Origin of the sequence: Ochrobactrum sp. BTU2 (genome assembly GCF_024539785.1) — a bacterium.
Classification (GTDB): Bacteria; Pseudomonadota; Alphaproteobacteria; order Rhizobiales; family Rhizobiaceae; genus Brucella; species Brucella anthropi.
Genome location: NZ_JAHWRG010000011.1, coordinates 30,113 through 54,731, shown reverse-complemented (window position 1 = coordinate 54,731; position 24,619 = coordinate 30,113). Strand labels below are relative to the sequence as shown.

Here is a 24,619-nt window from a genome sequence, read left to right as displayed (position 1 = left end):
CTCCTGTAATTTTATCCCACACTACTACGACGACCGAAACTTGTTGAAACGACCTGTTTTGTGTCTCTTTTAGTGATCCCCATCCGGGGATCGTCTCTCGCCTCCCCGGTGGAACGGGGACGAGATGCCAGGCATCAACCACAAACAGGCAAATGTGGACCGCGGCGCGCGCATGCTCCGGACAGCGCTCGGGCCTGCCATCTCAACCCTGCTGCAAGACCCGTCTGTCGTCGAGGTCATGCTGAACCCGGACGGACGCATCTGGGTGGACCGGCTGTCCGAAGGGTTGGCCGATACGGGCGAAATACTGTCCGCCGCTGACGGTGAGCGCATCGTGCGGCTGGTCGCCCACCATGTCGGCGTCGAAGTCCATGCGCGCAGCCCGCGCGTCTCGGCCGAACTGCCCGAAACCGGCGAGCGCTTCGAGGGGTTGCTGCCGCCGGTCGTGTCCGCACCCGCCTTCGCCATCCGCAAGCCCGCGGTCGCAGTATTCACGCTAGACGACTATGTGGCCGCCGGCATCATGTCCGCCGATCAGGCGGAAACGCTCCGCGCGGCCGTCGCGTCCCGCGCCAACATCCTTGTCGCAGGCGGCACGTCCACCGGTAAAACGACGCTGACCAATGCGCTGCTCGCCGAGGTGGCGAAGACGCAGGATCGGGTCGTCATCATCGAGGACACCCGCGAACTGCAATGCGCAGCGTCGAATCTCGTGGCGATGCGCACCAAGGATGGTGTCGCCACCTTGTCGGAACTGGTGCGGTCTTCGCTGCGCCTGCGTCCGGACCGCATTCCGATCGGTGAGGTGCGCGGCGCCGAGGCGCTCGATCTCCTCAAAGCCTGGGGCACCGGCCATCCGGGCGGCATCGGCACCATCCATGCTGGTTCCGGCATCGGCGCCCTGCGCCGCCTCGAACAACTCATCCAGGAAGCCGTCGTCACTGTGCCGCGCGCGATGATCGCGGAGACCATCGACCTCGTGGCCGTCCTCGCTGGCCGCGGCTCCGCGCGCCGGCTGGCCGAACTTGCCTGCGTCGAAGGGCTCGGCCCCGACGGCGATTACCGGATTTCCCTCGCTTTTCCCGACACCTCAATCCCTCACGTTCCAGGAGAACCTGCATGATCCGTTGCGCCGTTCGTATCCGTCATCATCTGGCGACCGCCGCCGCCTTCACCTGGGCGAGCCTGATGACTGCCCCCGCCCAAGCGTCTGGCTCCTCCATGCCCTGGGAAGCGCCGCTGCAATCCATCCTTGAATCCGTCGAAGGCCCGGTGGCCAAGATCGTGGCAGTGATCATCATCATCGTCACCGGCCTGACGCTCGCATTCGGCGATACCGGCGGCGGCTTCCGTCGCCTCATCCAGATCGTCTTCGGTATCTCCATCGCCTTCGCGGCGTCCAGCTTCTTCCTCTCGTTCTTCAGCTTCGGCGGCGGAGCGCTGGTCTGATGGCGGTGAGTTTCGAGGCGCTCGACGCGGTTCCGGGATTCAGTGTGCCGGTTCACCGCGCCCTGACCGAACCGATCCTGCTTGGCGGAGCACCACGCTCCGTCGCGATCCTCAATGGCACGCTGGCCGGAGCCGTGGGCCTCGGCCTCCAGCTCTGGCTGGCCGGCATCCTGATCTGGGCCGTCGGTCACATCGCCGCCGTCTGGGCCGCCAAGCGCGATCCGCTCTTCGTCGAGGTCGCGCGCCGCCACCTCCGCATCCCCGGTCATCTTTCGGTGTGAGGAAGCCCATGATGAATCTCGCCGAATACCGCCGTACCGCATCCCGCCTCGCCGATTACCTTCCCTGGGTAGCGCTGGTCGGCTTCGGCGTTGTCCTCAACAAGGACGGCTCGTTCCAGCGCACCGCGAAGTTTCGCGGTCCCGATCTGGATTCCGCCGTCGCGGCCGAGCTGGTCGCGGTCGCTGGCCGCCTTAACAATGCCTTCCGTCGCCTCGGCTCCGGCTGGGCGATCTTCGTCGAAGCACAGCGGTCGGAAGCCGCCACCTATCCGGCGAGCCGCTTCCCCGATCCCGCATCGGCGCTGGTCGATGCCGAGCGCAAGGCCGATTTCGAGGAGAAAGGCAGCCATTTCGTCTCTGGCTATTTCCTGACCTTCCTCTGGCTTCCGCCCGCCGAGGATGCCGCCCGCTCCGAGTCCTGGCTTTACGAGGGCCGCGAAACGTCGAGCGTGAACCCTTGGGAACTGGTGCGCGGCTTTGCCGACCGCACCGACCGCGTGCTGGCGCTGCTCGACGGTTTTATGCCGGAATGCCGCTGGCTCGATGACGCCGGGACGCTGACTTACCTGCATTCGACGATTTCGATCAACCGGCATCGCGTCCGCGTGCCCGAAACCCCGACCTATCTCGATGCGCTGCTGGCCGATCAGCCGCTGACCGGCGGGCTGGAGCCGCGCCTGGGCAATCAGCATCTCCGGGTGCTGACGATCACCGGCTTTCCGGCAACCACCACCCCCGGCCTGCTCGACGAAATGAACCGGTTGGCCTTTCCCTATCGCTGGTCGACCCGCGCCATCCTCATGGACAAGACCGATGCGACCCGGCTGCTGACGAAGATCAGGCGCCAGTGGTTCGCCAAGCGCAAGTCGATTGCCGCCATCCTGAAAGAGGTGATGACCAACGAGCAATCCGCGCTCGTCGACACCGACGCCGCCAACAAGGCGGCCGATGCCGACATGGCCCTGCAGGAACTTGGCGCCGACATGGCGGGCATGGCCTATGTCACGGCGACCGTCACCGTTTGGGACGAGGACGCCCGCCGCGCCGACGAAAAGCTGCGGCTGGTCGAGAAGATCATCCAGTCCCGCGATTTCAGCGTCATGGTCGAAACGGTCAACGCCGTCGACGCCTGGCTCGGCAGCTTGCCCGGACATGCCTATGCGAATGTCCGGCAACCGCCGGTCTCGACGCTCAACCTTGCCCACATGGTCCCTTCGTCCGCCGTGTGGGCGGGACCGGAACGGGACGATCACTTCGGCGCGCCCCCGCTGCTGTATGGCAGGACCGAAGGATCGACCCCGTTCCGGTTTTCCCTCCATGTCGGCGATGTCGGCCATACGCTTGTCGTCGGGCCGACGGGTGCCGGCAAATCGGTGCTGCTGGCGCTAATGGCCTTGCAGTTCCGGCGCTACGCGCGCTCACAGGTCTTTGCCTTCGATTTCGGCGGCTCGATCCGGGCCTGCGCCCTCGCGATGCAAGGTGACTGGCACGATCTTGGTGGCGAGCTGACCGACGCTTCCGAAACATCCGTCTCGCTGCAACCTCTGGCGCGCATTCACGAGACGGCCGAACGCGCCTGGGCCGCCGACTGGATCGTGGCGATCCTGACGCGCGAGAACATCCAGATCACCCCGGAGGTGAAGGAGCACATCTGGACGGCCCTGACCTCGCTCGCCTCCGCCCCGGTCGGGGAACGCACCATCACCGGCCTCGCCGTGCTGCTCCAGTCGAATGATCTGAAACAGGCGCTCCGCGCCTATTGCGTCGGTGGTCCCTATGGCCGGCTGCTCGATGCGGAGACCGAACATCTTGGTTCAGCAGACGTGCAGGCATTCGAAATCGAGGGCCTTGTCGGGACCGGCGCGGCGCCCGCGGTCCTCTCTTATCTCTTCCACCGCATCGGCGACCGGCTAGACGGGTGGCCCACGCTGCTGATCATCGACGAGGGCTGGCTGGCGCTCGACGACGAAGGCTTCGCGGACCAACTCAGGGAATGGCTCAAAACCCTGCGAAAGAAGAACGCCAGCGTCATCTTCGCCACGCAGTCACTGTCCGACATCGACAATTCAGCCATCGCGCCGGCGATCATCGAAAGCTGCCCAACGCGGCTGTTGCTGCCCAACGAGCGCGCCATCGAACCCCAGATCACCGCGATCTATCGCCGTTTCGGCCTCAATGACAGGCAGATCGAGATCCTCGCACGGGCCACGCCCAAGCGGGACTACTACTGCCAGTCGCGGCGCGGCAACCGCCTGTTTGACCTCGGATTGTCGGAAGTCGGGCTGGCGCTTTGCGCCGCATCGGCCAAATCCGATCAGGCCCTGATCAGCGAAATCCTCACCGAGCATGGCCGCGACGGGTTCCTCGCCGCCTGGCTCAAGGCGCGTGGCGTCGAATGGGCCGCAGAACTGATCCCGGACCTCAGCAATCTCGCGACCGAAAGCGAGGATCTGCCGTCCGTCATTTTCGATGAGGACGCGTTCGAGCTCACCCTGGAAGAAGAGGAAAGTACCCCATGACGCGCACAAAGACCCGGATTTCCCGCATGGCCAGCGCTTCGGCGCTCGCCCTTTCGCTTGCCGCGCCGCTGGCGCTCGCGCCGGACTTCATCACCCCGGCCCATGCCTTCTTCGGCGGGTTCGGCCGGATCGTCTATGATCCGACCAACCACGCGGAGAATCTGCTGACCGCCGCCCGTACGCTGGAGCAGATCAACAACCAGATCACCTCGCTTCAGAACGAGGCGCAGATGCTGATCAACCAGGCCCGCAATCTCGCGAGCCTGCCTCACAGCTCGCTTCAGGCGCTTCAGCAGAACGTCCAGCGGACCCAGCAGCTTCTCGGGCAGGCCCAGAACATTGCGTTCGACGTTCAGAACATCGATCAGATGTTCCAGCAGGACTACGGCAAGCTGTCTTTGACCGCGACCGACACCCAGATGATCGCCGATGCGCGCTCGCGCTGGGAAAACACCGTCGGCGGCCTGCAGGACGCCATGCGCGTCCAGGCCGGCGTCGTCGGCAATATCGACAGCAATCGCACGCAAATGTCGGAGCTTGTCGGCCAAAGCCAGGGGGCGACCGGCGCGCTTCAGGCGACCCAGGCTGGCAACCAGCTTCTCGCCCTCCAGTCGCAGCAGCTTTCGGACCTGATCGCTGTCATCTCGGCCAATGGCCGGGCGAATGCCTTGACCGAGGCCGAACGCGCCACGGCAGCCGAACAGGGACGCATTCAGCGCGAGCGTTTCCTGACGCCGGGGTCAGGCTATCAGCCCGGCAACGCGCGAATGTTCAACTGAGGAAAGGAGGCGGAGTATGGAGGGGAAGGTGCTGGCCCGGATCGCGGCCATTGTGTTCGTGGCCGTGGCCATCACGGCGGCGATCATCGAGATGTCGCGTGAGGAAGGCCCCGCGCCAGCACCTTCCGTCCCAGCGCTTCAGCCCGCCACCGATCCGCTGCGTCTGGAACAGCGGCGTTGCCAGGCATTGGGCGAGGCGGCGGCCAATGATGCCGACTGCCTCCGAACCTGGGCCGAGACCCGCGATCGCTTCCTCGGCAAGACACCCGCGCCAGCGACCCCCGCACAGAACGGGAGACCGTGAGCCATGGGCGGAACGGGGGTCATCGATAATTTTCTCGGCATCTTCACCAGCTATATCGACTCCGGCTTCGGCCTGCTCGGCGGCGAGGTGGCGTTTATCGCCACGACGCTGATCGTCATCGACGTGACGCTCGCCGCACTGTTCTGGGCCTGGGGCGCCGACGGCGACATCATTGCGCGGTTGGTGAAAAAGACGCTGTTCGTCGGCGTCTTCGCCTATCTCATCAGCAACTGGAACAATCTCGCACGGATCGTCTTCGAGAGCTTCGCCGGGCTCGGGCTCATGGCGTCCGGCACTGGCTTCTCGGTTGCCGATCTGCTGCGCCCCGGCCGCGTTGCCCAAACCGGGCTGGACGCCGGTCGCCCGCTGCTGGAATCTATTTCGGACCTGATGGGCTGGATCGCCTTCTTCGAGAACTTCATCCAGATCGCGTGCCTGTTGTTCGCCTGGGCGCTGGTGGTGCTGGCCTTTTTCATCCTGGCAATCCAGCTTTTCGTCACGCTGATCGAGTTCAAGCTGACCACGCTGGCCGGCTTCGTGCTGATTCCATTCGGCCTGTTCGGCAAGACCGCCTTCATGGCCGAGCGGGTGCTGGGCAATGTGATCTCCAGCGGTATCAAGGTGCTGGTCCTCGCCGTCATCATCGGCATCGGCTCCACGCTCTTCGGCCAGTTTACCGCAGGCTTCGGCGGTGCGACCCCGACAATCGACGACGCCATGGCGATCGTGCTGGCAGCCCTTTCCCTTCTCGGCCTCGGCATCTTCGGCCCCGGCATCGCCACCGGCCTCGTCTCCGGAGGCCCGCAACTCAGTGCCGGCGCCGCCGTCGGGACTGGCCTTGCGGTTGGCGGCGCTGCGATCGCAGCCGGTGGCGCGACCATGCTCGCGGCGCGGGGTGGCGCAGCCGCACTCTCGGGCGGGGCAGCACTTGCCCGCGGCGGTGCCTCGGCCGCCGGTGCGGCTTCGTCCGCCTATACCCTCGGCTCCTTGGGCGGGTCCGGCACGGCCGGGGTCGCCTCCGGCCTTGGCGGTGTGGCGCGCGCCGGAGCCTCCGCCGCCGTTTCACCACTCAAGCGCGCCGCCTCCCGCGCCAGCGACAGCCTGAAATCCAGCTATTCCGATGGTGCGAAAGCCGGATTCGCGGCATCCGGCGGCACGTCGACCATGGGCACCGTCGGCAGAGATTCGTCGCCTGCGCCGTCAACCCCCTCAACCCCTGATGGGCCGCCGGCCTGGGCGCAGCAGATGCGGCGTGGCCGGGCCATGAGCCACGGCGTCACGGCTGCTGCTCATGCTGTCCGATCCGGCGACAGCCACGGCGGCGGCTCCTCCGTCAGCCTTTCCGAAAGTGACCGCACATGAACATCTTCAAACGACCGACGACCCATTACGGCAAGGTGCCGGAACCCGAGACTCCCTATCAAAAAGCCGCACAGGTCTGGGACGAACGCATCGGCTCGGCCCGCGTGCAGGCGAAGAACTGGCGCTATATGGCGTTCGGCTGTCTGATCCTCTCGGCCGGCTTTGCCGCCGCGCTCGTCTGGCAATCGGCGCGTGGAACCGTCGTGCCCTGGGTGGTGCAGGTGGACAATCTCGGTCAGGCGCAGGCTGTCGCGCCCGCGAACGCCGATTATCGCCCGACCGATCCGCAGATCGCCTTCCATCTCGGCCGCTTCATCGAGCAGGTCCGCGCGATCCCGGCGGACGCGATCATCGTCCGGCAGAACTGGCTTCGGGCTTACGAGTTCACCACCGACCGGGGCGCGGCGGCCTTGAACGATTATGCGCGGGCCAACGATCCCTTCACCAAGGTCGGCCGCCAGCAGATCGCCGTCGAGGTGTCGAGCGTCATCCGGGCTTCGCCGGACAGTTTCCGCGTCGCCTGGACCGAACGCCATTTCGAGAACGGCCAGCTTTCCACGACCGAGCGATGGACCGCGATCCTGACTGTCGTGATCCAGCCCCCGCGCGATGCCGAACGATTACGCGCCAATCCGCTGGGAATCTACATCAACGCAATTTCATGGTCGCGGGAGATGAGCCAATGACCCGCACGACTTTCCGTAGAGCCGGTTTTCCGGTTTTCCGTAAACCCGCTTTCGCGGCTTTGCTGCTTTCCGCGACCATGTTGGCCGGCTGCGCGACCAACCGGACGCCGCAATTCAACTATGACGCCGACGTGCCGCCGCTGCCCACCGTGCAGACGGTCGCCACCGACGACCGGCCCCGGCCGCTTCACACGCCGCCGGCCTGGACGGTCGCGCGGGGCGGAACTGCTGCCAGCACTCCGGACGGCCGTGTCGAAAACGCCAATGCCGCCGCCCGTGTCGAACCTCGCCGTGAGGGCTATTACAACGCCATCCAGATTTATCCGTGGAGCGAAGGCGCGCTCTATCAGGTCTATGCGGCCCCCGGCCAGATCACAAATATCGCGCTGGCGCCGGGCGAAAGCCTGACCGGCGCGGGACCTATTGCGGCCGGGGATACGACACGATGGATCATTGGCGACACCGAATCCGGTTCGGGCGCGAACCGCCGCGTCCACATCCTCGTGAAGCCGACACGCCCGGACATTTCCACCAACCTTGTCGTGACCACCGACCGGCGCACCTACATGATCGAGCTGCGCGCGCGGGAATCGCTCTACATGCCTTCCGTCGCATGGGCCTATCCCGCGGCGCCGGCGGGAAGCCGTGCCACCACGCCCGCCGCGCCCATCATCCCCGCCGAGGCGGCGCGGAACTATCGCTACGGATTGCAGGTGCGGGGCGACAGCCCGCCATGGCGGCCGCTCTCCGTCTTCGACGATGGCCGCCGCGTCTATGTCATTTTCTCGCGCGGCATCGTGCAGGGCGAAATGCCGCCTTTGTTCGTCATCGGGTCGGACGGAGAAACGCAGATCGTCAACAGCCGTGTCCACCAGAATGTCCTGATCGTGGACCGCCTGTTCGGTGCGGCCGAACTGCGCCTTGGCAGCGGCGATCGGCAGCAAGTGGTCAGGATCGTCCGCATCAACCCGACGCAGGCCGCAGCAGAACCAGCCAGCACGACCACGGGAGGATCGTCGTCATGAGCGATACCGATACCGCCGCCCCCATGCGCCTGCGCGCCGAGCCGCCTCGTGTCACCCGCCTGTCCCGAAAGTTGCTGGCAAGCGTTGGCGCGGTCGCGCTTCTCGGCATCGCCGGAACCTTGATCTATGCGCTCCAGACCCGCGATGCGGGGCCGGGTGGCGGCGAACTCTATTCGACCGAAAACCGACCCACGGCTGACGGCCTCGCCGGTCTGCCGCGCGACTATACCGGCCCCGTCCTGGGACCGGCATTGCCGGGCGACCTTGGCCGTCCGATCCTCGACGCGCAGAACCGGGGGCAGCCAGTCGCGCCTCCGGCAATCACCACACCAGCCGTCGATCCCGAAGAGGAGCGCCGCCGCGCCGAGGAAGAGGCCGCGCGCTTGAGCAACGTGTTCTTCCAGTCCGGGTCGCGTTCTGGCGGGACAGCGGGAACGGCCATGCCAGGAATAGCCGGGATAGGCTTGCAGCCGGACGGCACAGGGCAGAACAGGCACGCGGCTTTCCTCAATAGCCCGGTCGACCGACAGACGGTTGCGCCAGATCGCGTCACGCCGCCGGCATCGCCCTACATCCTTCAGGCTGGAGCCGTCATTCCGGCCGCACTCATCACCGGAATCCGCTCCGATCTGCCGGGCCAGATCACCGCGCAGGTCACCGAAAACGTCTATGACAGCCCGACCGGCTCGCTGCTTCTGATCCCGCAGGGAACGCGCATCATCGGCCAATATGATGACGGCGTGACCTTCGGCCAGCGCCGCGTCCTGCTGGTGTGGAATCGCCTGATCCTGCCGGGCGGCCGCTCCATCGTTCTGGAGCGCCTGCCGGGCGCGGACGCTTCCGGTTACGCCGGGCTTGAGGATGGCGTCGATTATCACTGGTGGGATCTGATGAAAGCGGCAGGGCTTTCCACACTGCTCGCGGTCGGTACAGAGCTGGCGACCAGCGACGAGGACCGGTTGATCCGCGCCATTCGCGACGGCGCACAGGATACCGTCAATCAGGCCGGGCAGCAGATCGTCCAGCGCCAATTGCAGGTCGCGCCGACGCTCACCATCCGGCCCGGCTTTCCGGTCAGGATTATTGTGACCCGCGACCTGGTATTCGAGCCCGCAGGAGGTTGAGCATGACAAAACTGAAACTCGGTCCCATCGTCGAGGACAAGCCCGTCAAGGTTACGGTAGAGCTGCCGGGGCCGCTTCATCGCGATCTTGCGACCTATGCCGAGGTGCTGGCCCGCGAGACCGGCCAACCCGCCGCTGATCCTGTCAGGCTGATCGTGCCAATGTTGGAGCGCTTTATCGCCACTGACAGGGGGTTCACGAAAGCACGGCGCTCCGTCCTGTCTCCGAAGTCGCAGGTCTGACGGCCATTGCTTTCGCCAGACTGAGAAAGCGACGGAAGGCGGGATTGTCGTTGCTCGCCGACCAGACGGCCGAAAAGGGCAGAACCTCGCCGAGGATCGGTCGGTAAACCACACCCGGAAATTGTGCGACGGTGATGGCTTCGCTCACCAAAGTCAGCCCTCGGCCGAGGGCGACAAGCGGCACCAGATTATCCCGACCGACATATTGCACCTGGATCTCGGGATGCCTGCCGAGATCCGCCAGCCGCCGCACCAGATGATCGTAAATTTCCTGTCCCGGAGCAGTCTCGCTGACGATAAAGGACTCGTCGGCCAGATCGCGCCATACGACTTCCTCCCTGTTGGCTAAGGCATGATGGTCAGGCAAGACCACGAACACACGCTCCGACCACAAGAGGACGCGTTCGCAATCCGGCCAGTCTCGTGTTCCAGTGATGAAGGCGACGTCGAGATTGAGTTGCCGGATCGCTGCGACATGCTCTGCGGGGTTCCCGTCAGCCACTTCGATTCTCACCGCGCTATGTCGCCTGCCGTAAACTTCCAGCAACTCCGCCAAAAAGCCGGAAGCGATCGAGGAATAAATACCGATCCGGACACGTCCCTTTTCAGAACGACCTGCGGAGGCAACCTCTCGAGCGCCTTCTCCAACAGTCCTGATGACCCTGCGGGCGTGTACGAGGAATCGCTGGCCGGCATAGGTTTGCGATACGCCCCATGTATGCCGGTGAAACAAGGAGGCGCCAATCTCGTCTTCCAGCTTGGCAATGGACCGACTGATTGCAGCTTGCGACCGTCCAACCGCAGCTCCTGCTTTGCGAAAGCTGCCATGCTCGACCACAGCCACGAAATAGCGGAGATGGCGAAGCTCGACTTTATCCGAACACTTGACCCCTTTCCGCATTATGCGGCCACCTTGCTTCTGGTCGCCAACATCAATGTCTGGAGAAAGCCCAAACGAATCCGTATGTCGGCACCATCATCGAGGTCCGCGGCATCATCTGCATAAACGTACCCTTCCGCGATCAGCGAGCCGAATAATTTGTCGACGGACGAACGGTTCTTCGCTTGGTCCTTCATTTCTGCCGCCTTGCATTGACGAAACGGGTATCAAGCAAGATCGTGCAGCCTCCAACCATTGGAAGGTCAAGACCGAAATTGCTTAAGTCCCGGTCTTAACCGCAGCGTGAAGATTGCCGTGTCGGCGATAAGTGCTGCTGCCTGCTTCAACGAACGCATTAGCGGCCCGCTCTTCAGCGGTACAGGCATCACATCGCCAAGAAGCCTTGTTTGTCAGTCATCAAAGTGCTCCTCGTCGATGTGGGTTGCCATGTCGATCAGCATGTCGCTCACGTGACTGTCTGCCACTTCGTAGAAAACCTGCTTTGACCGACGCTCCCCCCTGACGAGCCGTGCACCTCTGAGCAGGCGTAAATGGTGGCTAACCAGTGTCTGCGACAGTCCCAGGCTCTCAACAATGTCGCCGACGGACTTTGGACCCGGCAGGCAAAAGAGCAGAATTCTCAGCCGTGTAGGATCGCCCAGCAGGCGAAAAGTCTCTGCCAGTACGGTTACGTCGTTCTGCGACAGGGACGGGGCTTGCTTCAACGTTCATGCTCCTGCTTGCTGTGGACATGCTCAGGCCCATGGTTGTGGTGATGCCCATCATGGTCGTGTCGATCCCCATGCGCGTGCCCCGTCAAGGCAGAGGCTTGCGACAGGCTGCACGCGTCCGCATCGTCATTCCAGTCGATGGCGATGGTCGGATGTTCGATCTTAAACTGTGACTTCAACTCACGCTCGACCGCGCGCATCACCGAGCGAGCATCGACATCGGCTTTCGGCCGCACATGTAGGGTGGCCAAGGTCCGCCCGGACGTGATCGACCAGACATGGATGTGGCTCACCGACGCCACGCCAGCGATGTTCTCGACAAGATGGCGTTCGATCTTCTCGGGCGTCGCGTTATCTGGCGCACCTTCAAGCAGGATATGTATCGACTTGCCGAGGAGATTCCACGCGGCGCGCAGGATCAGCAGGGAGACAAACACCGAGAGGATAGGATCGATCAGCGTCCAACCCGTGTACATGATCACGATGGCGGCTGAAACCGCTGCCACAGAGCCGAGGAGGTCGCCCAACACATGAAGGATGGCACCCTTGATGTTCACGTGCTCGGTATCTCCGCGCGTCAGAATCCAGAACACGAGAATATTGATGAGGAGCCCCGCAATGGCGACGCCAAGCATCGGACCCGCGAGGATAACATGCGGTTCCTGAAAGCGCTGCCAGGCTTCATAGACAATCCAGACGACGATCGCGAATAGCGTGATTGCGTTGATAAAACCGGCAAGGACCTCGAAACGCAGATAGCCAAAGGTCCGCTTGGAGTCTGCCGCCCGCCGTCCGAACCGAAAGGCGGCATAAGCTAGCGCCAGCGCAGCCGCGTCGCTCAGCATATGTCCAGCGTCGGCGAGCAGCGCCAGCGATCCTGAGATCAGACCGCCGATCACCTCCACGATCATGAACGTGAGGATCAGGAAGAACGAGAGAAGGACCTTGCGCTCATTATCGCTCGTGACGGTCGGCGCATGGGAGTGATCATGGGAATGGTCATCATGAGAATGACCATGGCTGTGTGAATGGGACATTTCAGGGCTCATGCGGTTGACATACAACACATGAATATGTGTTCATATGTTGTATGTCAACCGCTCCGCTTGCAATTCGTCCAAGCAGGCGTCTGCGCAAGGCCTACGGCGGGTAGCGCGCCACGGAACCGCGCCGTAGTCTTAATGACTATCCTGTCAATGGACAGCGATCGTGCCGGTAGAAACCTGTCCCCTCTTAGCGTTGACCAGAACCGCGGCAATGACTGCGGCAATCACGAGGGCAGCTCCAGCTCCCGCAAGCGCAAGACCATAACCGTGGATCAGCGCATCGCTGGCCGATCTCACTAGCCCGGCGTCACCCGTCTCCCGCCCGCGATAGAGGGCGGCGAGTGCACCCGGCAACCTGCCAGCCGTGGCAGAGACTGCGATGGTCGAAAGGACGGCCAGCCCCAAGGCGACGCCGATCTGTTGCGAGGCGTTGAAGAGCGCCGATGCGATGCCCGTCTCCTGTGTCTGCACGCCTTTGACGGCGGTCAGCGCCAGTGCAATCACGGCCCCCACGAAACCGAAAGCGGTGAGGAAGGCCGCGGGCATGAAGTGCCACATATAGTTGAGTTCCTGTCCGATATTGGCGAGCCAGAACAAGGCAGCGCCGCCTATTAGTGCGGCGGGCGCTGCCACCTCGCGCGGCGCAAACCGCGTGACAAGCTTGGAACTGACAATGGCCCCAACGATAATACCCGCACCGAATGGCAGGAACGCCAGCGCGGTCATGATCGGGCTGTAGCCGAGGATGTGCTGCAAATAGAGCGTCAGCAGATAGATCATCCCCATCGGACCGAAGCCCAGCAGCAGCATGGCGAGGTAGGAACCCGCCCGGTTGCGCTCCTTGAACAGACGTGGCGGCAGAAGCGGGTCTTTGCTGCGCGACTGCAAGATCAGGAACAGCGGCAGCAGGATCGCGGCGGTAGCGAACGAGGCGAGCGTGATGCTGTCCGTCCAGCCATGTTCGCCGCCACGGGTGATCCCATAGACGAGCGCGGCCATGCCCACAATGCTGGTGAGCGCGCCGGTGAAGTCCGGGCGGCCTTTGTGCAGTTCCGCCTCGACAAGCGTTCTTGACCCCGCCAGCACAGCCAGGCCGATGGGAATGTTGATGAAGAAGGCCCAGCGCCAGCCCAGCAGCCCCGTCAGCAGCCCGCCGAGGATCAGCCCGGCGATGATACCAAGGCCGGACATTGCTCCGTAAACGGCCATCGCTCCGTTGCGCGCCTTGCCTTCGGGGAAGGTCGTCGCGATCAAGGCAAGAGCATTGGGGGCCGTCAGCGCCGCACCCACGCCCTGTAGACCGCGTGACGCGATTATGCTCATGCTGTCCTGGGCAAGCCCGACGAACAGGGAAGCAATGGTGAAGATCGCCATGCCCGCCTGCAGCATGCGCCGCCGGCCATAGATATCGCCCAACCTGCCGCCGAACAGCAGCAGTCCACCAAAGGCGAGAACGTAGGCGTTGATCACCCAAGGCAGGCTCGCAGCCGACATTCCGAGTTCGTTCTGGAGTGTCGGCAGGGCGATGTTCGCGATGGTATCGTCAAGCACCACCATGAGCTGAGCCGTCGCAATGACGGCCAGCGGCAATGTCGTGCTTGCAGGTGACGAAGCCACCGGAGGCTTCGGCGTTTGGGGGGAGAGCGTAGACATCCGGAGTTCCTGTTATTTTTCATGGGGCGTTCAGATGTCGCAGACCCCTAATCCTTCCAACGGCTGGAAGGTCAAGAACAAATTGCTTCCCAAATCCGCTGAAACTTGATCTATAAGCCGATGAGCTGCACATCGCCCACATTTTGCATGCGAGAAGCGCCGATCAGGCAATGGCGATCAGTGGTCTAGCTGGCCATGACATGACCAGATTCGTCGTTCACGGACGGGCCGAGCGGCCTGGCGCGGCAGGAACGGGCGGCGGTCAGACGGTCCTAGCAGCAAATTCGCCGGAACAAGGTTCGTCTTGACATGCTTCCTTCCTGATCCATTGCACCCCAGATGGGGCTTCCAACAATGGGAAGGTCAAGGCCGCCTTGGCCGCGATATCATTTTTCCTCGTTGACCCTTGACCTTGCCAACGTGGCAAGGACCAGATTTGTCCGTGAACGCCCAACAGAGGAGAGTTCGCATGTTCCGATTCACTGCTCCCGACATGACTTGCGGCGGCTGCGCGCGCCGGGTCAACAACGCGCTTCTGAGCGTCGATCCGGCGGCTGATGTCACCACCAATCCACCCACCCGCGAAGTGACGGTCACCACGAAGGTGGACGAGCAGGTACTCCCCGCCGCCTTAACCGAGGCAGGCTATCCGGCCGAACGCAAGGACCAGTCGGCGGCCGCGTGAGGCTTCTGGGCGCGGTGGCGGCTCGGCTGCGCCCCTTCGTCTCCGCCATTCTCAACAGCTCGACTCGACGTGCAAGTACACTCAAGAACCGCTCCACCAGAGAAATGCGCCGGCGACAAAGAGATAGCGTGCCGCTTTGCCGATCGACACGAATATGAGAAAACGAGAAAGGTCAACTCGCAGTGCTCCTGCCACAACTGTCAGCGGATCGCCGATAATCGGCAGCCAGGACAAGAGTAGAGACCACACGCCATAACGTCCGTACCAATCTGATGCACGGCTAAATGACCTGTCGTCAATCGGAAACCAGCGATGGTCTCGAAACCCTGAGAGGAACCTGCCCAGCGCCCAGTTCACCAAGGAGCCGAGCACATTTCCTGCCGTTGCGACGCCCACTAGGGTGACGAGGTTGGCCTGTCCCATTGTTAGAAGAGTCAGGAGCGCTGCCTCGGACGACCCTGGTAGGAGGGTCGCCGACGTGAACGCGCTTACGAAAAGGGCGGCATATGCGACAAGATCAGTTCCGATGTCTGCAACCAATGCCGTGCTGCCTCGAAGTTCGTCATGCACGCCGGCTCTGCTCATCGACGCCAATAGCTATTCTCAATTCTCAAGTCTGGCGCCAGAGCTGTTTCGCTCCGGCGCCGCGCTGCTTACTGGTTCGATCCGGCGTAGACTATGCCGTTCGGGCGATCGCCGACCGGCACGGTCTTGAGCACTTCCTGGCTCGCCACGTCGATGATCGAAACGCTGTCATCGGCAATGTTCGTTACGAACACGAATGCCCCGTCAGCCGATGCCGAGACGCCGTGGGCGCCGCTCCCGGTGGTGATCGTCTCGATCACGTTTCCGGACTCAATCTCGATCACGGAGACCGTGTCGTTCGGTTCCGCCTCGGTGCCCTGATTGGCCACATAGACGTAGGCTCCATCCGGGGTGGCGAACATCTGGATCGGGTTCGGCCCGACGTCGATCCTGTTCGTCACCTCGCGGGATGCGGTGTCGATGACGGCCACCCGGTTCTCGTCTCGAAGAGAGACGTAGACCTGATCGCCCGAGGGCGTGAACCCGACCTGAACAGGCGCTGCGCCCACCGGAATGCGCGCAACCTCGGTCAGCTCCTGCGTGTCGATGACGGAGACCGAGCCGTCCTCGACATTGGCCACATAGAGCTCGCTCTCATCCGGGTTGAGGCGCAGCCCGTGCGGATAGGCTCCGGTCGTGATGTGCTCGATCACCGAAGCCGCTGCGAGATCAACGACCGCAATCTCGTTCCCGCCGGACAGCGAAACATAGGCGCGGCCGCTACGATCGGCGACGACATGCGCCGGATGCGCACCGACTTCTACAGTGCCGACGGGTTGTGACAGCTGCTGCGGATCGAGCACCACCAGAAGCCCGTTGCCGGCATCGGCATGTCCCTGGTCATCCGATCCGTGAGCGTGATCGGAGGCAGCGCTCCCGACGGCGAGCAACAGCCTCCCGTCCGGTGTCCGATCGACATTGTGCGGTGAGACTCCGATCTGCACCGTCTCGACCGAACCCGTGCCGAGTTCGATGGCGCTGATCGAATTGTCGCCCTCGTTGGCGGAGTACACGGTTCCGCCTGTCTCGACCAAGCCGGCAGGCTGCTGGCCGGCATTCCTGTCCAGCCACGCCTGCATTTCGGCGATCTCACGTTCCTGTGCTTCAATGATCTGAGACGCCCACTCTCTTGTCTGCGGGTCATCTCCGTATCGCTGCACGATCTTCGCCATGTCGACCGCACCCTGATGGTGCGGGATCATGCCCCGGATGAAAGCGACGTCCGGGTCCTCGGCCATGACGCCCTCCATCATCGGACCGTGCATCTCCTCCATCGCATCGACATAGGCCTTGGTGAAGTCGGCGACATCGGCGTCGGCTGGAGCCGACTCTCCGCCTTGGGGAGCGGCCATCCCACCGTGCATCATGCCGCCCTGCATCATCTGCTGCATGGCGTCCATGCACGCTTGGGGCATGGTCTCCATCATGGCCCGGCATTCCTTCGGCATGTCCTGCATCGAAGGCATCTGTCCTGAAGGGGACATGGAGGCAGGGGCCCGTTCCTCCTGGGCCTGCGGCGTCTGAGGGTGATGGGCGTCATGCTCTGCCTGCTGCGCCAGAGCAGCGCCGGAGACTCCCATCAAGAGACTGGCAGAAAGGGCAACTATTGTTCGGTACGTCATGGTTCATCCTTTGGCACCGGAGAGCCGCGTCTAATTTCTGGACGCGCGCCTACCGTGGCTTCGTCTGACTGTTTGCTGCTTGAGTGCCGAGAAGAACACCTCCCGGCCGATGCGTTCACTACGCAGGGGCGGTCAGACGCGGTGGTGTCAGGAGGACTGAAGGATTTCGGCCCAGATCGCTGGCCTGGAAACCGAGCAATGGCTCGCCGTCCGAGGATGGCATCACAGGCGGCGCCTCGGGTAGCAGGGCAACAATGGTGCAGAGCTGGCCGCAATCGCGGTCCGGCGCCGTTTCAGTGTGACAGCATCGTTCGTCCGCAGCCTTGCTTCGGTCGTCGGAGTAATTCGAATGGGCCTCATGCTGTGCACCCGCAACGGTCTGATCCTGATACGAGCCGTGTGTGCCCGGGCTGGCATGCGCCGCTGCCAGGAAAACAAAAGCGCTGAACGCAAGCAGCAGCAGGCCTGTCAGGAACTGGCGGAGCCAGTCGCCTTTCGATCCGAAAGCCGCAGTCGAGCTCCTGCTCATGGCTTGGCTTCTTTGTCGAGGTCGGGATGGAGAGTTGCCACGCACCAGATGACATCCTTGCGGCCGTCAGTATCCGAGCCCAGGCAACCAGAGCTCCTGACAAAGGCAGGGTCTGCCCCGCAGGCCCGGTTCTGGATCGGACTGATGGCGACCGGATGGATCATGAGCACCGTTCCACTCAGATCTCCCGCGCGCCGCGGAAACGCCCGAAGGTTTTCTGGACGGAAGGGCCGAACAGGAACACCTCGTATGGCTCGGGGACCACGCCGGGAAAGTCCATGCCGGGGGAGCCGGCGGGCATTCCGGGAACCGCAAGCCCTGTCGCGAGCGGGCGCGCGGCCAGGAGGCGGCGAAGCGCGGCGGCCGGCACATGTCCTTCGATGACATAGCCGTCCACTTCGGCCGTATGGCAGGAGTACAACGCCGCCGGGACGCCGAGCCGCTGCTTGAGGCTTTCGACCTCGCTCGATTCCACGACGCTCACCGGGAAGCCGGCCGCCTCGATATGCTCGACCCATGCGCCGCAGCACCCGCAATTCGTATCCTTGGTGACGGTCACCAGAGGCAGTCCTGCCGAGCGAACCGTTCCCGCCGTTGAGAGCAGGAGGGGGAACGCGGTGGCGCTGGCGAGGAAGGAGCGCCTGCTGATCATATGGATGGTTTGCATCTCAGTTCCTCCATCTGGGCCGCAACTTCGTCAAAGCTGGATCACCGGAAAAATACGTATTTGATCAAAGCGGCGGCGGTAAGGAGCACGAGCACCAGAAGAACGATGCCCCACATCATCCCGCCCGACATCATGACATTGCATCATGGCCTGTTCTGCCCTTCCGTCGCAAAGATACTCATAGCGGCCCCCTTCGCCGCAGACTTTGACTTAGCGCAAGGATGGGACGGTATCCGGGCTGTTGGCGCCACCATCGTCACCAATTTTTCCAGATGGAGGACCTTCGCCCACGTCAGCCTCCTACAATCTCGTGACCCGCAGCCGGGAGGCGTTCGCGATGACGCTCACCGACGACAGCGCCATGGCGGCGGCCGCGATGATCGGCGACAGCAGGATGTCGAAGAACGGGTAGAGCACCCCGGCCGCCACCGGCACGCCGAGCGCGTTGTAAATGAAGGCGAAGAATAGGTTCTGGCGGATGTTGCGCATGACAGCCTCCGAGAGCCGGCGCGCGCGGACGATGCCCGTGAGATCGCCCTTGAGCAATGTGACGCCTGCGCTTTCCATTGCCACATCGGTACCGGTGCCCATGGCGATGCCCACATCGGCCGCCGCCAGCGCCGGTGCGTCGTTCACGCCGTCGCCTGCCATCGCCACCACCTCGCCTGCCGCCTTGTGACGCTGCACGACCGCGCTTTTCTGGTCGGGCAGGACCTCGGCCTCGACCTCGTCGATGCCGAGCCGGCGGGCGACCGCCTTGGCCGTGGTCCAGTTATCACCCGTAAGCATGACAACGCGGATTCCCTGCGCCTTCAGCGCGGCAAGCGCCTCGGGCGTCGAGGGCTTGACCGGATCGGCGATGGCGAAGATGGCAGCGATGCGGTTGTCCACTCCCATGAAGATCGCGGTTGCCCCGTCCTCGCGCAGCCGGTCGGCCTCATCCGCCAGTGGGGCGACATCAACGCCTTGCTCGGCTAGGAACTTGGCATTTCCAAGGGGAATGCGCTTGCCTTCGACCGTGCCGTAGGCGCCTTTGCCGGTCGGCGAGTCGAAATCCGCGACCGGTGCGGTCACGATCCCCCGCTCCTCGGCAGCGCGAACGATGGCCAGCGCCAGCGGATGCTCGCTGGCCCGCTCCACGCTGGCGGCAAGCCGCAAAGCCTCGTCCTCGGTGAACCCCGGCGCCGGCACGATTGCGGTGACGGCGGGTCGTCCCTCGGTCAGCGTACCGGTCTTGTCGACTATGATGGTATCGACCTTCTCCATATGCTCCAGCGCCTCGGCGTTCTTGATCAGCACGCCCGCCTGTGCGCCACGCCCGACGCCGACCATGATCGACATCGGCGTTGCCAGCCCGAGCGCACAGGGACAGGCGATGATCAGCACGGAAACCGCCGCGATCAGACCGAAGGAGAAGCGCGGCTCCGGACCCCAGATCGACCAGGTTATGAAGGCAAGGATTGCGACCACGATCACCGCCGGCACGAACCAGCCCGACACCTGATCGGCGAGGCGCTGGATCGGCGCGCGACTACGCTGCGCCTCGGCGACGAGCTGGACGATCTGCGACAGCATGGTGTCGCGGCCGACCTTCTTCGCCTCGATCACCAGCGCGCCGGACTGGTTCATGGTGCCGCCGATGGCGGTGGCGCCGACCTCCTTGGTGACCGGCATCGACTCGCCAGTCACCATCGATTCATCGACGGCGCTGCGTCCTTCCAGAACTTCGCCATCGACCGGCACCTTCTCGCCGGGACGCACCCGCAGGCGGTCGCCGACCCGAACGGTGTCGAGTTGAACCTCCTCCTCGGTGCCGTCGTCACGAATGATCCGGGCGGTCTTGGGGGCGAGGTCGAGCAGCGCCCGGATCGCGCCGCTGGTGCTCTCGCGCGCCCGCAATTCCAACACCTGCCCGAGCAGCACGAGCACAGTGATGACCGCGGCCGCCTCGAAATAGACCGCGACCGAGCCGTCATGCTGGCGGAATGCATCTGGGAAGATGCCCGGCGCCAGCGTGGCGACGACGCTGTATATCCACGCCGTTCCCGTGCCCATGGCGATCAGTGTAAACATGTTGAGGCTGCGGTTGACGAGCGACTGCCAGCCACGCTGGAAGAACGGCCAGCCCGCCCAGAGAACGACCGGCGTTGCGAGGATCAGTTGCAGCCAGTTCGAGACCTGCTGCCCGATGGCATGAGTCAGCCCGAACAGATGCCCGCCCATCTCGAGAATGAACACCGGGATCGCCAGAACGAGGCCGATCCAGAAGCGGCGTGTCATGTCGATCAGTTCGACATTGGGCTCGGCCTCAAGGCTGACCAGTACCGGCTCCAGCGCCATGCCGCAGATCGGGCATGATCCGGGGCCGTCCTGCCGGATCTCAGGATGCATCGGGCAGGTATAGACCGTCCCCTCGAGAATCGGTACTACCTCCGCCGCCGCCGGATCGAGATAGCTTTCGGGCTCGGCCAGGAACTTCGCGCGGCACCCGGCCGAGCAGAAATAATAGGGCCGGCCCGCATGCTCGGCCTTGTGCTGGGCCGTGTGGGGATCGACAATCATGCCGCAGACCGGGTCCTTGACCTTGTGCGTGTCGTCCTGCGCGACGGCCCCGTGATCATGCGCATGACCTTGGGCGGAATGAGCGTGACTCTGATTCTGGTGATCGTGTTCGGTCTTGCTGGCCATTTTCACGCCTCCTCGGCGTCTTATCCTAAGCTTGCTCTTCGCCTATTCTGCGCCTTCCAACCGTTGGAAGGTCAAGAGGTGATCGGAATCCGGGGTTCCTGCCAATCAGTGATTGTCGTGGATCTTTCCGATGCTGGTCCGTTCTTGCCCCGTCTGAGACTGCATGATGTCAATCTCGGCCGCAGAGTCCTCGCCGTCGAGGCAGTATTCCTCGATCTGCAACGTCGAGAAGTAGATGTTGAAACGCTCGCGCAGGAGATTGCTTGCTTGTCGCAGCACCCGTTCGCCTTCCTGAAAGTCCCCAACGCAGACGTGGCTTGAGAATACATTGCGCCCGGATGTCAGACTCCAGGCATGGACGTGGTGCACGTCGGTAACCCCCTCTAGCTGCCGTATGGCCTCGATGGCGGCCTCCAAGTCGAGGTCTTCGGGCGTGCCTTGCAGCAGGATGTGCAATGCCTCGCGCATAATACCCCAGGAAGCCCAGAGCAGCAGCAGTCCGAAGGCCATGCCAAGCAGCGGATCGATGGCCACAAAGCCCGTGAATCGGATCACCAGCGCCGAGACGATGATGAGGAAGCTGCCGACGAAGGTCTGCAGGATGTGCCAATACGCACCCCGCATATTCAGGTTGTCCTTCTGGCGCTCGTACATGAGCCAGAGCGCGACAAGCTCGGTGGCGATGCCGCCCGCTGCGGCGATCAACATCGGCGTCGTGGCCAGTTCGATGGGCTCCATGAGGCGCATCGCGCCCATCCACAGCACGTAGAGAGCCATGGCGACGAGGAAGAGGCCGTTGAAGAGGGCCCCCAGGATCTCCGCCCGAATGTAGCCGAAGGTGCGCGAGGGGCTGGATTTTCGCTCACCCAGACGCATGGCGACCAGCGCAATGAGCACGCCGCCCACGGCCGAGAAGGTGTGGAAGGCATCCGACATGACGGCGACTGAGCCCGTCCAGATGCCGATCCCGAGTTCCACGATGAAGTAAAGGCCGGTAAGCCAGCCCGAAATGACGAGCGCTTTGCGATCACCACTCGCCGGCATGTGGCCGGCATGACCGCCGTGAGACATTGACATAGGGTTCACCTCCTTGTTGCACAGGAGGACGCCGGTGCCGGCGTCCTCCTGCCAGCACGCTGCCTATGCGCTGACCGCGAATTCGGTCATCATGCCTGTTTCAAGATGCGGCATGTGATGGCAATGCAGCATCCAGCGCGCGGCTTCTCCGGCATCGAGTGCCACGTCGACCATCGACATCGGCGGCACATACACCGTGTCCCGCTGCGCGCCCGTGACCGCACGTCCATTCAGCCCGACGACCTGGAACACATGGCCGTGGAGATGCATCGGGTGACCCATCATCGACATATTGTGGAAGGACAGCACGATCCGTTCGCCGCGCCTCGCGGTAACCGGGCGATGCTGGCCCCAGACGGCACCGTTGATCGTCCACACATAGGGCTGCATCGAGCCGCCCAGCATCACCATGTGGCTGCGGTCCACCGGCCGCTCCGGCAAGGATTCGGAAGCGATCAGGCGCGTCTCCTGCGCAAGGTCGGTGTCAAAGGCCGGTGCTTCGGTCTCTGCCAAAGCATCAATGTGCCGTATCTCGGCGCCCGGAGTGGCAAGGATCAGACCGGTGCGCTCCCGCGCGCCTTCTCGCAGCGCGAGGATCGGCCAGGCACCGCCCTCCGAAGGCAGGTCGATCTCAAGGTCGAGCCGTTGGCCCATGGCCAGACCGAACCTCGTGCCGGAGAGCGGCTGAACGGCATGGCCATCAACCGCGACGAGCCGGGCCTGCGCTTCGCCGGTGTCGAGCCAGAACACCGTCGCCGCAGCGGCGTTGATGACCCGCAGGCGGATACGCCCGCCGCGCTCGACCTGCACCACTTCCGGGTCCGAGAGCGTACGATCATTGGCAAGATAGGCGTCCCAGTCGTAGTCGTTGAGGTCCATCGTCATGCCGTCCATGGTCCCCATTCCCATCATGCCGCCCTTGGCGCCGTGATCCATGCCAGTCATCGGCATGTTTCCCATCGCGCCGTGGTTCATACCTGACATTCCGCCCGTGCCTGTGCCTGTGCCGCTTCCGTGATTGCCCGTGGCACCATGGCCGGACTTGATCTCCGCCATCACCTCTTCGGGTGCCTTGAATGAGAAATCATGCAGAAACAGTACCACCTCCTGCCGGTCAGCGGCGACATCCTCGGCGCTGCGCACGATCAGGGGCGCGGCCAGAAGGCGCATCTCGTGCAGCGGAACATGCGCGTGCATCCAATAGGTGCCGGGCAGCGGTGCGAAGTCATAGGCGCGAGTCTCGCCGGGGGCGAGCATCGGCAAGGGCATGTCGGGCACGCCATCCTGCGCATTGGGCGGGATCTGGCCGTGCCAGTGGATCAGTGTGGCGGTGTCGAGTTCGTTCGTTAGATCCACCCGGAACGGCATGCCGGGATCGAGTGTCAGGCCCTGTCCGGATGGCCCGGCAAGGCCCCAGACAGTGGCGGCGCGTCCGTCGATGTCGAGCGTGCGGCTGGCGGCGCGAAGCGATAGCGGCGTGGCGTCCTGCGCTGCCGCCATCCGGGGCACCTGAGCGTAGGCCAGCATGGCCGCGCCAGCGGCGAGAAAGCCGCGTCGTGAAAGGGTATTCATGGTCGTCTCCTCGGGACCGCAGTCCCGTTCCTCAAAGCTGTCGGAAGGCCGCGGGCCGAATGCCCGGGCGCGATCAGAGGAGACGGATCTTCGGAGGGCGTTCGTTCAGTCCGAGCGCCCGACCGGGAATGCTGGCATCAGGCGGCAGAACATAGGCGGTTGACGTGTATTGGTTTCCAGAACCACCGCTCGGTGATACGAGAAAGATTGAAAAACCTGCACAAACCAGTTCACAGGTTCCCGCATCCATGTCTGCCGATCCGCAGTGTTTGCTGGTGCATGCAGGCTCAATGCCGGCTGCAGAGTTTGTAATCTCGCCCACATGCACAGCCTGTTCCGGCGGTATGCTCATTCGTGCCGCGTGCGCGGAGAATGCCATCGTCATGACGGCGACGCCGATTATGGCAAGCATGGAGACAACGCGCGCAAACATACTGGAACGATAGGTACTACTCACCGGAATGTCTATTGCAAATGGTGTCGCACCACTGGCAAATCCTCCTTGCCATCTCGTGCGTTGCAATTCCTCGTTACTGAACATGCGTGCCATGCGAAAGAAGCTCCTAAATACATTCTGGGCAGGGTCGCTCCTCGCAGGTGCGATCGTGGCGACATTGGCTGGGTGGCATTACGCCCGTTCCGAATCCATCGCTGCGGCATCAGCGGAGGTCGTCGAGCAGGGCCGACAAGTCTATGCGGATCAATGCGCGTCTTGCCACGGTGCGAATCTCGAAGGGCAGCCGGACTGGCGCTCGCCGCCTCCCTCCGGTCGGCTGCCCGCACCGCCGCACGACGAGAGCGGCCACACCTGGCACCATGCCGATGAGATGCTGTTCCGCATCGTCAAGGAGGGTACAGCGGCCATCGTCGGAGGGAGCTATGAGAGCGACATGCCTGGTTTTGCCGATGCCCTGAGCGACGGCGAGATCCGGGCTGTCCTCGCTTTTATTAAGAGTACTTGGCCGGAACGAGAGCGCGGATATCAGGAGGAGGTCTCCCGCCGCCGCTGAGTTTCGGAGTCCCGCCTACGCGGGCAGTTGTTGACCTGCGAAGTCGGCATTGACCCGTCCCGTTTCCGGCTCATCCATCCTTGGGCCTCATTGAACGGATGAT

The 24,619-nt window shown here is 63.5% G+C and carries 26 protein-coding genes; 13 read left to right on the top strand and 13 right to left on the bottom strand.

Annotated features, from left to right (window positions below):
• Positions 1-124: 124 nt before the first annotated feature.
• The 11 genes from trbB to KWJ32_RS22515 are packed head-to-tail and all read left to right on the top strand — an operon-like array spanning position 125 to position 9,771.
• Positions 125-1,123 carry a P-type conjugative transfer ATPase TrbB gene (gene trbB, locus KWJ32_RS22565; protein ID WP_012092655.1) on the top strand — a complete coding sequence of 333 codons (999 nt, stop codon included), beginning with the start codon at positions 125-127 and terminating at the stop codon, positions 1,121-1,123.
• Positions 1,120-1,449 (top strand): TrbC/VirB2 family protein, encoded by a 330-nt coding sequence (locus KWJ32_RS22560; protein ID WP_012092656.1) that lies wholly within the window; start codon positions 1,120-1,122, stop codon positions 1,447-1,449. Before trbB ends, KWJ32_RS22560 begins: the two co-directional genes overlap by 4 nt.
• A complete protein-coding gene (locus KWJ32_RS22555) occupies positions 1,449-1,730 on the top strand; it encodes a VirB3 family type IV secretion system protein (RefSeq protein WP_012092657.1) in 282 nt (93 codons plus the stop codon). The genes KWJ32_RS22560 and KWJ32_RS22555 overlap by 1 nt, the downstream gene beginning before the upstream one ends.
• An 8-nt stretch (positions 1,731-1,738) precedes the next feature.
• Positions 1,739-4,249: a conjugal transfer protein TrbE gene (gene trbE, locus KWJ32_RS22550; RefSeq protein WP_012092658.1), complete on the top strand. Its 2,511-nt coding sequence runs from the start codon at positions 1,739-1,741 to the stop codon at positions 4,247-4,249.
• On the top strand, positions 4,246-5,028 hold the full coding sequence (gene trbJ, locus KWJ32_RS22545) for a P-type conjugative transfer protein TrbJ (RefSeq protein ID WP_012092659.1): 783 nt from the start codon (positions 4,246-4,248) through the stop codon (positions 5,026-5,028). The genes trbE and trbJ overlap by 4 nt, the downstream gene beginning before the upstream one ends.
• A 16-nt stretch (positions 5,029-5,044) precedes the next feature.
• Positions 5,045-5,332 (top strand): putative entry exclusion protein TrbK-alt, encoded by a 288-nt coding sequence (gene trbK-alt / locus KWJ32_RS22540; RefSeq protein WP_012092660.1) that lies wholly within the window; start codon positions 5,045-5,047, stop codon positions 5,330-5,332.
• A 3-nt stretch (positions 5,333-5,335) separates the two neighbouring features.
• The gene (gene trbL, locus KWJ32_RS22535; RefSeq protein WP_012092661.1) at positions 5,336-6,694 is read left to right on the top strand and encodes a P-type conjugative transfer protein TrbL; all 1,359 of its coding nucleotides are present in this window, start codon (positions 5,336-5,338) and stop codon (positions 6,692-6,694) included.
• Entirely contained in the window at positions 6,691-7,380 is a 690-nt protein-coding gene (gene trbF / locus KWJ32_RS22530) for a conjugal transfer protein TrbF (protein WP_012092662.1), read from the top strand. The genes trbL and trbF overlap by 4 nt, the downstream gene beginning before the upstream one ends.
• Positions 7,377-8,405, top strand: coding sequence for a P-type conjugative transfer protein TrbG (gene trbG, locus KWJ32_RS22525; protein WP_012092663.1), 1,029 nt, complete (start codon positions 7,377-7,379; stop codon positions 8,403-8,405). The genes trbF and trbG overlap by 4 nt, the downstream gene beginning before the upstream one ends.
• Complete coding sequence (locus KWJ32_RS22520) at positions 8,402-9,529, top strand: TrbI/VirB10 family protein (protein WP_012092664.1); 1,128 nt, start codon at positions 8,402-8,404, stop codon at positions 9,527-9,529. Before trbG ends, KWJ32_RS22520 begins: the two co-directional genes overlap by 4 nt.
• A 2-nt stretch (positions 9,530-9,531) precedes the next feature.
• Positions 9,532-9,771, top strand: a complete 240-nt coding sequence (locus KWJ32_RS22515; RefSeq protein WP_012092665.1) for a DUF2274 domain-containing protein — start codon at positions 9,532-9,534, stop codon at positions 9,769-9,771.
• Here the strand turns inward: KWJ32_RS22515 and KWJ32_RS22510 are convergent.
• The 5 genes from KWJ32_RS22510 to KWJ32_RS22490 all read right to left on the bottom strand — a co-directional run bounded on the left by KWJ32_RS22510 (position 9,725) and on the right by KWJ32_RS22490 (position 14,081).
• Positions 9,725-10,672, bottom strand: coding sequence for a LysR family transcriptional regulator (locus KWJ32_RS22510; protein ID WP_012092666.1), 948 nt, complete (start codon positions 10,670-10,672; stop codon positions 9,725-9,727). The genes KWJ32_RS22515 and KWJ32_RS22510 overlap by 47 nt on opposite strands.
• Positions 10,672-10,848 carry a hypothetical protein gene (locus KWJ32_RS22505; RefSeq protein WP_012092667.1) on the bottom strand — a complete coding sequence of 59 codons (177 nt, stop codon included), beginning with the start codon at positions 10,846-10,848 and terminating at the stop codon, positions 10,672-10,674. The genes KWJ32_RS22510 and KWJ32_RS22505 overlap by 1 nt, the downstream gene beginning before the upstream one ends.
• 213 nt (positions 10,849-11,061) lie before the next feature.
• Positions 11,062-11,376, bottom strand: a complete 315-nt coding sequence (locus KWJ32_RS22500; protein WP_012092668.1) for a metalloregulator ArsR/SmtB family transcription factor — start codon at positions 11,374-11,376, stop codon at positions 11,062-11,064.
• Positions 11,373-12,419 (bottom strand): cation diffusion facilitator family transporter, encoded by a 1,047-nt coding sequence (locus KWJ32_RS22495; RefSeq protein ID WP_034658511.1) that lies wholly within the window; start codon positions 12,417-12,419, stop codon positions 11,373-11,375. Before KWJ32_RS22495 ends, KWJ32_RS22500 begins: the two co-directional genes overlap by 4 nt.
• A 156-nt stretch (positions 12,420-12,575) precedes the next feature.
• Positions 12,576-14,081, bottom strand: a complete 1,506-nt coding sequence (locus tag KWJ32_RS22490; RefSeq protein WP_012092670.1) for an MFS transporter — start codon at positions 14,079-14,081, stop codon at positions 12,576-12,578.
• Positions 14,082-14,550: 469 nt separating this feature from the next.
• Here KWJ32_RS22490 and KWJ32_RS22485 point away from each other — a divergent pair, with 469 nt between their 5' ends.
• Positions 14,551-14,766, top strand: coding sequence for a heavy-metal-associated domain-containing protein (locus KWJ32_RS22485; RefSeq protein ID WP_012092671.1), 216 nt, complete (start codon positions 14,551-14,553; stop codon positions 14,764-14,766).
• 81 nt (positions 14,767-14,847) lie between these two features.
• Here KWJ32_RS22485 and KWJ32_RS22480 read toward each other — a convergent pair whose 3' ends face one another.
• The 8 genes from KWJ32_RS22480 to KWJ32_RS22445 all read right to left on the bottom strand — a co-directional run bounded on the left by KWJ32_RS22480 (position 14,848) and on the right by KWJ32_RS22445 (position 24,056).
• Positions 14,848-15,336 (bottom strand): YqaA family protein, encoded by a 489-nt coding sequence (locus KWJ32_RS22480; RefSeq protein ID WP_231771508.1) that lies wholly within the window; start codon positions 15,334-15,336, stop codon positions 14,848-14,850.
• Between the two features lie 83 nt (positions 15,337-15,419).
• The gene (locus KWJ32_RS22475) at positions 15,420-16,808 is read right to left on the bottom strand and encodes a DUF305 domain-containing protein (RefSeq protein WP_197465310.1); all 1,389 of its coding nucleotides are present in this window, start codon (positions 16,806-16,808) and stop codon (positions 15,420-15,422) included.
• Positions 16,809-17,091: 283 nt separating this feature from the next.
• A complete protein-coding gene (locus KWJ32_RS22470; protein WP_028034404.1) occupies positions 17,092-17,502 on the bottom strand; it encodes a hypothetical protein in 411 nt (136 codons plus the stop codon).
• 178 nt (positions 17,503-17,680) lie between these two features.
• Positions 17,681-18,169 (bottom strand): DUF411 domain-containing protein, encoded by a 489-nt coding sequence (locus KWJ32_RS22465; protein ID WP_012092675.1) that lies wholly within the window; start codon positions 18,167-18,169, stop codon positions 17,681-17,683.
• Positions 18,170-18,469: 300 nt separating this feature from the next.
• Positions 18,470-20,857, bottom strand: coding sequence for a heavy metal translocating P-type ATPase (locus tag KWJ32_RS22460; RefSeq protein WP_012092676.1), 2,388 nt, complete (start codon positions 20,855-20,857; stop codon positions 18,470-18,472).
• 105 nt (positions 20,858-20,962) lie between these two features.
• Positions 20,963-21,934: a cation diffusion facilitator family transporter gene (locus tag KWJ32_RS22455; RefSeq protein ID WP_012092677.1), complete on the bottom strand. Its 972-nt coding sequence runs from the start codon at positions 21,932-21,934 to the stop codon at positions 20,963-20,965.
• 63 nt (positions 21,935-21,997) lie between these two features.
• A complete protein-coding gene (locus KWJ32_RS22450; RefSeq protein WP_012092678.1) occupies positions 21,998-23,506 on the bottom strand; it encodes a multicopper oxidase domain-containing protein in 1,509 nt (502 codons plus the stop codon).
• A 73-nt stretch (positions 23,507-23,579) separates the two neighbouring features.
• Positions 23,580-24,056: a hypothetical protein gene (locus tag KWJ32_RS22445; RefSeq protein WP_197057541.1), complete on the bottom strand. Its 477-nt coding sequence runs from the start codon at positions 24,054-24,056 to the stop codon at positions 23,580-23,582.
• Here KWJ32_RS22445 and KWJ32_RS22440 point away from each other — a divergent pair.
• Positions 24,055-24,516: a cytochrome c gene (locus tag KWJ32_RS22440; RefSeq protein WP_028034407.1), complete on the top strand. Its 462-nt coding sequence runs from the start codon at positions 24,055-24,057 to the stop codon at positions 24,514-24,516. The two genes, KWJ32_RS22445 and KWJ32_RS22440, sit on opposite strands and share 2 nt — an antisense overlap.
• Positions 24,517-24,619: the final 103 nt, after the last annotated feature.